The sequence below is a fragment of the Citrobacter sp. Cpa228 genome (assembly GCF_030333085.1).
Classification (GTDB): Bacteria; Pseudomonadota; Gammaproteobacteria; order Enterobacterales; family Enterobacteriaceae; genus Citrobacter; species Citrobacter pasteurii.
Genome location: NZ_JAOWGQ010000047.1, coordinates 67289 through 79006, shown reverse-complemented (window position 1 = coordinate 79006; position 11718 = coordinate 67289). Strand labels below are relative to the sequence as shown.

General features: G+C 49.8%; 11 protein-coding genes. 7 read left to right on the top strand and 4 right to left on the bottom strand.

Annotated features, from left to right (window positions below; genetic code table 11):
- The first annotated feature begins 63 nt into the window (after window positions 1-63).
- Window positions 64-1211 (top strand): IS3 family transposase gene (locus OGX91_RS13010; protein WP_123652889.1). Its coding sequence is split into 2 segments (ribosomal slippage): window positions 64-301 and window positions 301-1211, totalling 1149 coding nucleotides; the frame shifts between segments, so codons are not numbered across the junction.
- Here the strand turns inward: OGX91_RS13010 and OGX91_RS13005 are convergent.
- Window positions 1208-2587: a site-specific integrase gene (locus OGX91_RS13005; RefSeq protein WP_286626470.1), complete on the bottom strand. Its 1380-nt coding sequence runs from the start codon at window positions 2585-2587 to the stop codon at window positions 1208-1210. The two genes, OGX91_RS13010 and OGX91_RS13005, sit on opposite strands and share 4 nt — an antisense overlap.
- 254 nt (window positions 2588-2841) lie before the next feature.
- Between OGX91_RS13005 and rluB the strand changes: the two genes are divergently transcribed.
- Window positions 2842-3717, top strand: coding sequence for a 23S rRNA pseudouridine(2605) synthase RluB (rluB, locus tag OGX91_RS13000; protein ID WP_003020625.1), 876 nt, complete (start codon window positions 2842-2844; stop codon window positions 3715-3717).
- Between the two features lie 83 nt (window positions 3718-3800).
- Here rluB and cobO read toward each other — a convergent pair whose 3' ends face one another.
- Entirely contained in the window at window positions 3801-4391 is a 591-nt protein-coding gene (gene cobO, locus OGX91_RS12995; RefSeq protein WP_005126437.1) for a cob(I)yrinic acid a,c-diamide adenosyltransferase, read from the bottom strand.
- Complete coding sequence (locus OGX91_RS12990) at window positions 4391-5149, bottom strand: YciK family oxidoreductase (RefSeq protein WP_286626468.1); 759 nt, start codon at window positions 5147-5149, stop codon at window positions 4391-4393. The genes cobO and OGX91_RS12990 overlap by 1 nt, the downstream gene beginning before the upstream one ends.
- Window positions 5150-5369: 220 nt before the next feature.
- On the opposite strand from OGX91_RS12990, the gene sohB reads away from it, so the two are divergent.
- Window positions 5370-6416, top strand: a complete 1047-nt coding sequence (gene sohB / locus OGX91_RS12985; protein WP_286626467.1) for a protease SohB — start codon at window positions 5370-5372, stop codon at window positions 6414-6416.
- Window positions 6417-6524: 108 nt separating this feature from the next.
- Here the strand turns inward: sohB and OGX91_RS12980 are convergent, their stop codons facing one another.
- Window positions 6525-6776: a YciN family protein gene (locus OGX91_RS12980; protein ID WP_003020616.1), complete on the bottom strand. Its 252-nt coding sequence runs from the start codon at window positions 6774-6776 to the stop codon at window positions 6525-6527.
- A gap of 398 nt (window positions 6777-7174) precedes the next feature.
- Between OGX91_RS12980 and topA the strand changes: the two genes are divergently transcribed.
- The 4 genes from topA to OGX91_RS12960 all read left to right on the top strand — a co-directional run bounded on the left by topA (window position 7175) and on the right by OGX91_RS12960 (window position 11578).
- The gene (gene topA, locus OGX91_RS12975; RefSeq protein ID WP_286626466.1) at window positions 7175-9772 is read left to right on the top strand and encodes a type I DNA topoisomerase; all 2598 of its coding nucleotides are present in this window, start codon (window positions 7175-7177) and stop codon (window positions 9770-9772) included.
- A gap of 208 nt (window positions 9773-9980) precedes the next feature.
- Window positions 9981-10955 carry an HTH-type transcriptional regulator CysB gene (cysB, locus tag OGX91_RS12970; RefSeq protein ID WP_005126442.1) on the top strand — a complete coding sequence of 325 codons (975 nt, stop codon included), beginning with the start codon at window positions 9981-9983 and terminating at the stop codon, window positions 10953-10955.
- A 290-nt stretch (window positions 10956-11245) separates the two neighbouring features.
- Window positions 11246-11407, top strand: coding sequence for a YmiA family putative membrane protein (locus OGX91_RS12965; RefSeq protein WP_199946995.1), 162 nt, complete (start codon window positions 11246-11248; stop codon window positions 11405-11407).
- 3 nt (window positions 11408-11410) lie between these two features.
- The gene (locus OGX91_RS12960) at window positions 11411-11578 is read left to right on the top strand and encodes a YciX family protein (RefSeq protein WP_286626465.1); all 168 of its coding nucleotides are present in this window, start codon (window positions 11411-11413) and stop codon (window positions 11576-11578) included.
- Window positions 11579-11718 lie beyond the last annotated feature (140 nt).

The window sequence follows — 11718 nt, the reverse complement described above, 5'->3', positions numbered from 1 at the left end:
TGAATCGCCACGGGTTTAACAGACACCTCAGAGTCATTTAAGATGGCTTAAAGAGAGGTGCCCATGAGCGGTAAGCGTTATCCCGAAGAGTTTAAAACTGAAGCAGTCAAACAGGTTGTTGATCGCGGTTATTCTGTTGCCAGCGTTGCAACACGTCTCGATATCACCACCCACAGCCTTTACGCCTGGATAAAGAAGTACGGTCCGGATTCTTCCACAAATAAAGAACAGTCAGATGCTCAGGCCGAGATCCGCCGTCTCCAGAAAGAGCTGAAGCGGGTTACCGACGAACGGGACATATTAAAAAAAGCCGCGGCGTACTTCGCAAAGCTGTCCGACTGAGGTACGCCTTTATCCGTGACAACACCTGTTGCTGGCCTGTTCGCCTGCTCTGTCGGGTGCTGGATGTTCATCCCAGTGGTTTTTACGCCTGGCTTCAGCAGCCGCATTCACAACGCCATCAGGCAGACCTGAGACTGACAGGACAGATTAAACAGTTCTGGCTGGAATCGGGATGCGTCTATGGTTATCGCAAAATCCATCTGGATCTGCGTGACAGCGGGCAACCGTGCGGAGTGAACAGGGTCTGGCGACTGATGAAACGTGTCGGGATAAAGGCTCAGGTCGGATACCGGAGCCCGCGGGCACGTAAAGGCGAGGCCAGTATCGTGTCACCCAACAGGCTCCAGAGACAGTTCAATCCGGATGCTCCGGATGAGCGTTGGGTAACGGACATAACCTACATCAGGACCCACGAAGGCTGGCTGTATCTTGCCGTGGTTGTTGATCTGTTCTCACGCAAAATTATCGGCTGGTCCATGCAATCCCGGATGACAAAGGACATTGTCCTGAACGCACTGCTGATGGCTGTATGGCGGCGTAATCCCCAAAAACAGGTGCTGGTTCATTCGGATCAGGGCAGTCAGTACACAAGCCATGAGTGGCAGTCGTTCCTGAAATCACACGGCCTGGAAGGCAGCATGAGCCGTCGCGGTAACTGCCATGATAATGCGGTTGCAGAAAGCTTTTTCCAGTTGTTGAAACGCGAACGGATAAAGAAAAAGATCTACGGAACGCGGGAAGAAGCCCGCAGTGATATTTTTGATTACATCGAAATGTTTTATAACAGTAAGCGTCGGCATGGTTCCAGCGATGATATGTCACCGACAGAATATGAAAACCAGTATTATCAACGGCTCGGAAGTGTCTAGATTATCCGTGGCGATTCAATGCGCCTTTTTAGTCCAAACTCATCATAATCAGGAACACCAGTTTCATTCATCAACTTAGCCCATTCTTCAGTAGCGGTAGTGTAGTTAGGTAAGTCAAAGAAAATTAGATCGCTATCATTAAGAGTTTCGGCAAGATTGAGCAAACCTGACTCTAAAATCCTATGGAGTGGTATCTGGCGTTGGGCTTGTTCGGTTTTCCCATCTTCTATAAAAATGTACCAGCGTGAAGTTTCTTCATCTAAACGAATGTCCCGCTTTCTGATAGAGGCAATCTCACCACGTCGAGCACCAGTATAAATGAGGGTAAGGAAGTACCATTTGCGCCAATCGTTGTTTTCCAGTGAGAACAGCTTGGTCTTAAGTTTACTCAACTCAGCGTTACTGAAATGGCCTCTACGGTTTGGCTTCACCTCAAATGAGATTCCGTCGGTAGGGGATTTCTCTAACAGATCTTTGGTGTCAACGAGGTAAGTTTTAAAAAGCGAGCGCCAGATCTTGAGATGTTTTACAACATGCTGGCTACTGATCAGGTCTTCCTCTGGAACGTCATAATCAATGCATTCAGGCAAAGATAGATGCTTGTATGGCAGCTTAATACGAGTAGGTAAGTTTTCGGTCACTTTCAGCGCTTCACGAATATCTTGCTTTGTAACCCGATCAATCGGTTTATCACCAACAACGTAAATCAGTACATCAAAGAAACGCTGGTTCTCGTTAGCAATGCTTGTACGCCATTTTTGACCTTTTTCTTCAACATACCGAGTCCATGCTTCGGATAGTTTGATTTCCTGGCTTGCTGTGTCTTTAAATTCCGTTGATAAAGACTGGTTTGCTTGAACAATACTTTGCGGTGAGGATTTCAGTTTCTGCTCTTCTAACTGAGCTTGCAGTGTGGCAACGAGTTGGCGATATCGCAGCAGATCATTCGAAAAGAATGCTTCATAGGCTTGCGCGACGGTCGCGCGGCTCATATCAATAGCAGCGCCCACTTGATTAGCAAGGGGCAAATCATCCTTGGAAAGTTCAAGTTTCATCATCTGAAGACTTGCAAGCACTTCGTTTGCCATTTGATCGCTACCATTCATCATGCGTTGGAAGTGTGCTTCTGAGTAACCTTGAGCTGCCTCAATCGTATCAGAAGCTGTTAAAGGATGGTCAGGATTCATGTTTCTGTGCCATCGTCCTAACTCTGGCAGACGCTTCACTTCGGCAACATCCCTTTCGAGTGCATGTAGAAGATAGTTGTCAAAGTCCTGCTTAGTAGCGGCTCGGTAGCCCTGTATTTTGCGTTTGAACTCATCGAGGCTCATCGTTCCATTCTGCACAAGGGAAATGAAAGGACGGATTTGGTTCATGATCACTTCTGCTTGCTTTCGGCTATCAGTACCGAGACTTAAGCGCACAAAACTTGTTGAATCATTTAGTCTAAAGTTAGTGTAATATGTGCGCCCACGAATCATTGTGTGTGACAGCTTGTGTGACACGTTGTTTGCCATTCTGTGTACCATGAAAGAGTTACAGATCAATGAGTTAAGTTGATTTTTTAGTTAACTCGTTGTTTTTGAAAGTATACCAGACGCCTGTGAAGGCGACATCTAAAGGAAGCTCTATGAGCGAAAAGTTACAAAAAGTGCTGGCGCGCGCTGGCCACGGTTCTCGCCGTGAAATTGAATCCATAATTGCCGCGGGTCGCGTGAGCGTTGATGGCAAAATTGCCACGCTCGGCGATCGCGTTGAAGTGACACCGGGTCTGAAAATCCGTATCGACGGTCATCTTATTTCGGTGAAAGAATCTGCAGAACAAATCTGCCGCGTTCTGGCCTACTACAAGCCAGAAGGTGAACTGTGTACCCGTAACGACCCGGAAGGTCGTCCGACCGTATTTGATCGCCTGCCAAAACTGCGCGATGCACGCTGGATTGCCGTTGGTCGTCTGGACGTCAATACCTGTGGTCTGCTGCTGTTTACTACTGATGGTGAACTGGCGAACCGTTTGATGCACCCGAGCCGTGAAGTTGAACGCGAGTACGCGGTGCGTGTGTTCGGTCAGGTTGACGATGCTAAACTGCGCGATCTGAGCCGTGGCGTACAGCTGGAAGATGGTCCGGCGGCGTTTAAAACCATCAAGTTTAGCGGTGGTGAAGGGATCAACCAGTGGTATAACGTCACGCTGACTGAAGGCCGCAACCGCGAGGTTCGTCGCCTGTGGGAAGCGGTAGGCGTGCAGGTTAGTCGTCTTATCCGTGTCCGTTACGGTGATATCCCACTGCCGAAAGGCCTGCCGCGTGGTGGCTGGACAGAGCTTGATCTTGCGCAGACCAACTATCTGCGTGAACTGGTGGAGTTGAAACCGGAAACCACGTCTAAAGTCGCTGTTGAGAAAGACCGTCGTCGCATGAAAGCGAATCAGATCCGCCGTGCGGTGAAACGTCACTCTCAGGTCGGCAGCAGCCGTCGTCCGGGTGGGCGCAGCAACAACGGTTAATCATGAGCAGGCCTGATAAGCGAAGCGCCATCAGGCGTTAGCGTGGAGCCGGATGCGGCGCAAGCGCTTTATCCGGCCTGCTGTTAGTAATCAATCCCCATTTGGGCTTTAATGCCCGCTTCAAAAGCATGCTTGACCGGACGCAACTCGCTGACCGTGTCGGCTAACTCCAGAATATCGCGATGGCATCCTCGACCAGTAATAATGACCGTTTGCTGGGCTGGGCGCGCATTTAAGGCGTTGATCACCTCTTCAAGCGGTAGGTAGTCGTAGGCCACCATATACGTCAGTTCATCCAGCACAACCATATCCAGCTCAGGATCGGCCAGCATCCGCTTACCGTGTTCCCACACTGCCAGACAGGCAGCGGTGTCAGCTTCACGATTCTGTGTTTCCCAGGTAAACCCGGTCGCCATCACCTGAAATTCTACACCATGAGGTTCGAGCAGGTTTCTTTCGCCGTTTGGCCATGTGCCCTTAATAAATTGCACCACGCCGACTTTTTTCCCGTGACCCACCGCGCGCGTGGCGGTACCGAACGCGGCGGTGGTTTTTCCCTTACCATTACCAGTGAACACGATGATAATTCCGCGCTCATCTTTCGCTGCGGCAACACGGGCGTCAACCCGGTCTTTTACGCGCTGCTGGCGCTGTTGATAGCGTTCTTCACTCATTAGGCAATTCCTGGTTTACGGCCCGGCTGGGCATCGAAAGTCATACCGGTTTTACGGCGGCTGTCATCGCCCATCAGCCACAGGTAGAGCGGCATAATATCGGCGGGAGTTTTCAATTTTTGCGGATCTTCCGTTGGGAATGCGCTGGCTCGCATGCCAGTTCGCGTCCCACCAGGATTGATACAGTTTACGCGCAGATGACGGTTTTGATACTCATCAGCCAGAACCTGCATCATCCCTTCGGTCGCAAATTTTGAGGTGGCATATGCTCCCCAATTGGCGCGTCCCTGGCGACCGACACTGGAAGAGGTAAAGACCAGCGATCCGGCATCGGATTTGAGTAACAACGGCAGCAATGCCTGAGTCAGCATAAAAGTGGCATTTACATTTACCTGCATCACATCCTGCCAGACCTGCGGGTTTTGTTCACTCATTGGACAAATATCGCCGAGTAATCCGGCGTTATGCAGTACGCCATCCAGACGCGGAAAATGTGCAGCAATGCGCTGCGCAAGCTGGTGACATTCTTCAGAGGTACAGGTCAGTAGATCCAGTGTAAACCACTGTGGTTGTGTTCCGTTTTCATCGGCGATAGTGCGGGCAACCTGACGCAGTTTTTCTTCGTTACGCCCAAGCAGGATAACCGTCGCGCCATAGCGCGCATAGGTCTGCGCGGCTTCGCGTCCGATACCATCGCTGGCACCGGTGATAAGAATAATGCGGCCCTGTAGAAGGTCTTGTTTAGGTTGGTAATGCACGGCTACTCCTCGGCGACGTCTGGCCATCTCGTTCGCGATAACTTTTGGGCTTTATGCCTTAAACCCTGTTCTTTTTCAATCAGCCAAAGGCAATAACACCGCAAAATGAACGCTTTGTCATGCTTTTTGCTGATTACTCACCAGATGGATGAAACAAGACGGGTTAACAAGGCTGTTGTACACTGAGCGAAAGTAGCGTTGTTTAACCAAGGTGGGTCTTGTGGAATTGTTGTCTGAATATGGGCTGTTTTTGGCAAAAATTGCCACTGTTGTGGTGGCTATTGCGGTCATTGTCATGCTGATTGTGAACGCGACACAACGCAAACGTCAGCGTGGAGAATTGCGGGTTATTAATCTCAGCGATCAATATAAAGAGATGAAGGAAGACCTGTCGCTGGCCCTGTTAGATGGGCATCAGCAAAAACTCTGGCACAAGGCGCAGAAAAAGAAACATAAGCTGGAGGCGAAAGCGGCGAAGGCAAAAGCGAAACTGGGAGACAGCACGTCATCTGATAAACCGCGTGTATGGGTACTTGATTTTAAAGGCAGTATGGATGCCCATGAAGTCAGCGCATTACGCGAAGAAGTGACGGCAGTGCTGGCGGTCGTTAAACCCCTGGACCAGGTGGTGGTGCGTCTTGAAAGTCCGGGTGGTGTGGTACATGGTTATGGCCTGGCTGCGTCCCAGTTACAACGCCTGCGTGATAAGCAGATCCCGCTAACCGTCACGGTAGATAAAGTCGCTGCCAGCGGCGGATATATGATGGCCTGCGTGGCGGATAAAATTGTCTCGGCGCCGTTTGCTATCGTCGGCTCAATTGGCGTCGTAGCGCAGATCCCGAACTTTAACCGTTTCCTGAAAGGGAAAGATATTGATATCGAACTGCACACCGCCGGACAGTATAAGCGTACGTTGACCTTACTCGGTGAAAACACGGAAGAAGGGCGGCAGAAATTCCGTGAAGATCTGAACGAAACGCATCATCTGTTTAAAGATTTTGTGCAGCGCATGCGTCCGACTCTGGACATTGAGCAGGTTGCCACGGGTGAACACTGGTTTGGTCAACAGGCGCTGGCAAACGGGTTGGTGGATGAGATCAATACCAGCGATGAGGTGATCCTCGGGTTGATGGAGGGCCGCGAGGTATTGAACGTACGTTACCTGCAGCGTAAAAAACTGATGGACCGTTTTACCGGTAGTGCGGCGGAGAGCGCTGACCGTTTGCTGATGCGCTGGTGGCAGCGGGGGCAGAAACCTCTGATGTAAAATTGCAATTGCCGGATGGCGATGCTCACGCATCTTATCCGGCCTACAGGTTCAGAGCATCGTAGGCCGGAGAAGGCAGCGCCGCCATCCGGCAAATGATTTCTTGCGTTAATCGATCAGGTGATACTTTTCAGAAAGTACGTGTGCCAGGTGTTTAAACATATTAAACACAGCCGTACTTTTAGGCGTCGGTAGCCCTTGCTCGTCTAAAAAGTAATCTCCGCTGAAAACCAGTACGCCATTTCGCTGCGTAACACCGGTGGCGACAATCCCCGCCAGCGTGTCCTCATGCTCACGAATGATTTTGTTGGCTTCAATCAGCAGTGTTTCGCGATCGATGGGTTGAGTGTCTTTATGCATGATTTACTCCTTAAACAAGGACATTAGTCTACGCTGAGCCCCGCTTATGGGCAAATATTCCCTGACATAAATGAAGGTTTTACGACGGTGTTACAACTGGCGAGATTTGTTTTTGCATGCTAATAAAGTTGCGTAACGCATTTTATCAGGTACAGTGTGACGCTTTCGTCAATCTGGCAACAGATTTGCTTGACATTCGACCAATACTTCGTCGTGCTATAGCGTTTGTGAGCAAAAAAGCCTGTTAACTCAGTTATATGAGAGTTACATTGCAAGCGCGAATCAGTTTAAGGGGTTGATATCCGCAGACGTAGAGACCATATCGATGTCTCGTCGCCAGTGGAAGGTGAATCAACGTGCGACGCATTCTGGAAGAATCAAATTAGGTAAAGGTGAATATGGGTAAAGCTCTTGTCATCGTTGAGTCCCCGGCAAAAGCCAAAACGATCAACAAGTATCTGGGTAATGACTACGTGGTGAAATCCAGCGTCGGTCATATCCGTGATTTGCCGACCAGTGGCTCAGCAACTAAAAAGAGCGCCGACTCAACCTCCACCAAAACGGCTAAAAAGCCCAAAAAGGATGAACGTGGCGCTCTCGTCAATCGTATGGGTGTTGACCCGTGGCACAACTGGGATGCGCGCTATGAAGTGCTGCCCGGTAAAGAGAAAGTGGTTTCTGAACTGAAGCAACTGGCTGAAAAAGCCGACCACATCTATCTCGCAACCGACCTTGACCGCGAAGGGGAAGCCATTGCGTGGCACCTGCGGGAAGTGATCGGCGGCGATGACACCCGCTACAGCCGTGTGGTGTTTAACGAAATTACCAAAAATGCTATTAGTCAGGCGTTTGAAAAACCTGGCGAACTGAACATCGACCGTGTCAATGCGCAACAGGCGCGCCGCTTTATGGACCGTGTTGTGGGCTATATGGTGTCGCCGCTGCTGTGGAAAAAAATTGCGCGCGGTCTGTCAGCTGGCCGCGTACAGTCGGTTGCTGTGCGTCTGGTGGTTGAGCGTGAACGCGAAATCAAAGCATTTGTTCCAGAAGAGTTCTGGGAGATTGATGCCAACACCACCACGCCAGGCGGCGACGCGTTACCGCTTGAGGTGACGCATCAGAATGATAAACCGTTCCGCCCGGTCAACCGGGAACAAACGCTTGCTGCCGTTAGCCTGTTGGAAAAAGCGCGCTACAGCGTTCTGGAACGAGAAGATAAGCCGACCAGCAGCAAGCCGGGCGCGCCGTTCATCACCTCCACGCTACAGCAGGCCGCCAGCACGCGTCTGGGCTTCGGTGTGAAGAAAACCATGATGATGGCGCAGCGCTTGTATGAAGCGGGTTACATCACTTATATGCGTACTGACTCAACCAACCTGAGCCAGGATGCGGTGACGATGGTTCGCGATTACATCAGCGATAATTTTGGCAAAAAATATTTGCCGGAGAGCGCGAACCAGTACGCCAGCAAAGAGAACTCGCAGGAAGCGCACGAAGCTATCCGTCCTTCCGATGTCGCCGTACAGGCGGAATCGCTGAAAGATATGGAAGCCGATGCGCAAAAACTGTATCAACTGATCTGGCGCCAGTTTGTTGCCTGTCAGATGACGCCAGCCAAATACGACTCCACCACGCTGACCGTGGGCGCGGGTGATTTCCGTCTGAAGGCGCGCGGTCGTATTCTGCGATTCGATGGCTGGACGAAAGTAATGCCTGCACTGCGTAAGGGTGATGAAGATCGCATTTTACCGGCGGTAGAAAAAGGCGATACGCTGACGCTTATTGAACTGACGCCAGCACAGCACTTTACTAAACCGCCTGCGCGCTTTAGTGAAGCGTCGTTGGTTAAAGAGCTTGAAAAGCGTGGCATTGGTCGTCCATCTACCTATGCGTCGATCATTTCTACGATTCAGGATCGCGGTTATGTGCGCGTGGAGAACCGTCGCTTTTACGCTGAAAAAATGGGTGAAATTGTCACCGATCGTCTGGAAGAAAACTTCCGCGAGTTGATGAACTACGATTTCACCGCGCAGATGGAAGACAGCCTTGACCAGGTGGCGAACCACGAAGCCGAGTGGAAAGGTGTGCTCGACAACTTCTTCAGCGATTTTACTCAGCAACTGGATAAAGCCGAGAAAGATCCTGAAGAAGGCGGTATGCGTCCGAACCAGATGGTGCTGACCAGCATTGATTGCCCGACATGTGGGCGCAAGATGGGTATTCGTACCGCCAGCACCGGCGTTTTCCTTGGTTGCTCCGGCTACGCACTTTCCCCGAAAGAGCGTTGCAAAACCACCATTAACCTGGTGCCGGAAAACGAAGTATTGAACGTGCTGGAAGGCGACGACGCGGAAACCAACGCTTTGCGCGCGAAACGTCGCTGCCAGAAGTGTGGTACGGCGATGGACAGCTATCTCATCGATCCAAAACGTAAGCTGCATGTCTGTGGTAACAACCCGACCTGCGATGGTTACGAAATCGAAGAGGGCGAGTTCCGCATTAAGGGTTATGACGGTCCTGTCGTTGAGTGCGAGAAATGTGGTTCTGAAATGCACCTGAAAATGGGGCGTTTCGGTAAATACATGGCATGTACTAACGACGAGTGTAAAAACACCCGTAAGATCCTGCGTAACGGCGAAGTGGCTCCGCCGAAAGAAGATCCTGTTCCGTTGCCGGAACTGCCGTGTGAAAAATCGGACGCGTATTTCGTGTTGCGTGATGGTGCAGCAGGTATTTTCCTGGCTGCGAACACCTTCCCGAAATCACGTGAAACCCGTGCGCCGTTAGTGGAAGAGTTGTATCGCTTCCGCGATCGTTTGCCGGAAAAACTGCGCTATCTGGCCGATGCGCCGCAGACGGACCCCGATGGTAATAAGTCGATGGTTCGCTTTAGCCGTAAAACTAAGCAGCAGTATGTCGCTGCGGAAAAAGACGGTAAAGCAACCGGGTGGTCTGCATTTTTCGTTGATGGCAAATGGGTAGAAGGGAAGAAATAACAGCATTCCGGCTGAATTTCTCCTCAAAGGGTCGCGTAAGCGGCCCTTTTTGTTTCTGGCGTATTATTTTTTGTCATGCCTATACAGATCACATAGAAATGATATAGTGGTTATAGTTGGCAGGCTTTTTATTATTAAATCGTATTAGCAGCGCGTGTGAGTCTGCTTTTAAACGATGTTCTGATGGCATAATTCTGGATGGCTTAACATGAAATTACAGCAGCTTCGCTATATCGTTGAGGTGGTAAATCACAACCTTAATGTCTCCTCAACGGCCGAAGGACTCTATACCTCCCAGCCAGGGATCAGTAAGCAAGTTCGTATGCTGGAAGATGAGCTTGGCATCCAGATTTTTGCCCGTAGCGGTAAGCACCTGACGCAGGTGACTCCGGCAGGGCAGGAAGTTATTCGTATTGCCCGCGAAGTCTTGTCTAAAGTGGATGCCATTAAATCGGTTGCTGGTGAACATACCTGGCCCGACAAAGGCTCGTTGTATATCGCCACCACGCACACCCAGGCGCGTTACGCGCTGCCCAACGTGATTAAAGGTTTTATTGAGCGTTATCCTCGCGTTTCGTTGCATATGCATCAGGGATCGCCGACGCAAATTGCCGAGGCTGTTTCGAAGGGGAATGCTGATTTTGCCATCGCGACGGAAGCATTGCATTTGTACGATGATCTGGTGATGTTGCCATGCTATCACTGGAACCGTTCGATTGTTGTTACGCCAGACCATCCGTTGGCGGGCAAAGCCTCTGTATCCATTGAAGAGCTGGCGCAATATCCGTTGGTGACTTACACCTTTGGTTTTACGGGGCGCTCAGAACTGGATACTGCGTTTAATCGCGCGGGTCTTGAGCCGCGTATTGTTTTTACCGCAACCGATGCTGATGTGATAAAAACCTATGTCCGACTTGGGCTGGGCGTGGGCGTGATTGCCAGCATGGCAGTGGATCCTATCTCTGATCCGGATCTGGTGCGTGTTGATGCTCATGATATTTTCAGTCACAGTACCACTAAAATTGGTTTTCGTCGTAGCACGTTTTTACGCAGCTACATGTATGATTTTATTCAGCGTTTCGCACCGCATCTGACACGCGATGTGGTGGATACAGCGGTGGCGTTGCGTTCCAACGATGACATTGAAGCTATGTTCAAAGATATTAAATTGCCAGAGAAATAATAACGGAAGTTGCCTCGTTGGTATCCTGGTTCTCCAGCCATACCAGCGGGGTCGTTGAATGTATTCATGATTTTTTAATTGTCTATTATCCCTATATTATTTATGGAAAACATTCTTCAAAGTAGTTTCAAATGAGTAACCCTGCCAAAATCTCTTTCAAATATTTATAACCGATCAAACAATTAAGTTATTTATAAAGCTGGGTTCGAAAATTATCTGGCTTTTTCAGGACGTTTTTATTAGGATTCCTCCTATCTGATGATTAATTGTACCGATTGTTTGGTGCCTAAATGATAAGTGATTTCGATAGTATGAGGTTAGCAATGCCTTCTGGAAACCAGCCTGCGCGCAGAGATCCCGCGATGAAACGTAAAGCATGGTTCACCGTGTTTCTGGGCTCCGCCGTGTTCTGGATCGTGGTTGCTCTGGTGGTCTGGAAAATCTGGGGGTAACTGATGTCCACACAGGAACAACAGTCCACTGTTACACCTGCTCATCATAATAATGAGCAAGAGAATGAAACCGTTGTAGACAAAAAGCAGGATATTCCCGCTTCGTGGGATCTTTTACCCGAGCAACGGGCATTTATTGATCTGTTTATTGAAGATGATAAGCAAGAATAATAAGCAATACGTTTTTTATAATAATAAGTATTACCATGCTGATTGAATTCAGTATGAATAATCACAGCGCAATCGTAGTACGCCAGCTAAACAGCGTATTGTCGGTTGCATCGATGTATCGGGTCCGTTCATTTACCGTA

What these genes read in the sequence shown, in the direction of transcription:
- topA (WP_286626466.1), top strand. Translation starts at nt 7,175, where the DNA reads ATGGGTAAAGCTCTTGTCATCGTTGAGTCCCCGGCAAAAGCCAAAACG.
- OGX91_RS12960 (WP_286626465.1), top strand. Translation starts at nt 11,411, where the DNA reads ATGTCCACACAGGAACAACAGTCCACTGTTACACCTGCTCATCATAAT.
- OGX91_RS12965 (WP_199946995.1), top strand. Translation starts at nt 11,246, where the DNA reads ATGATAAGTGATTTCGATAGTATGAGGTTAGCAATGCCTTCTGGAAAC.
- cobO (WP_005126437.1), bottom strand. Translation starts at nt 4,391, where the DNA reads ATGAGTGAAGAACGCTATCAACAGCGCCAGCAGCGCGTAAAAGACCGG.
- rluB (WP_003020625.1), top strand. Translation starts at nt 2,842, where the DNA reads ATGAGCGAAAAGTTACAAAAAGTGCTGGCGCGCGCTGGCCACGGTTCT.
- OGX91_RS13005 (WP_286626470.1), bottom strand. Translation starts at nt 2,587, where the DNA reads ATGAACCAAATCCGTCCTTTCATTTCCCTTGTGCAGAATGGAACGATG.
- OGX91_RS12980 (WP_003020616.1), bottom strand. Translation starts at nt 6,776, where the DNA reads ATGCATAAAGACACTCAACCCATCGATCGCGAAACACTGCTGATTGAA.
- cysB (WP_005126442.1), top strand. Translation starts at nt 9,981, where the DNA reads ATGAAATTACAGCAGCTTCGCTATATCGTTGAGGTGGTAAATCACAAC.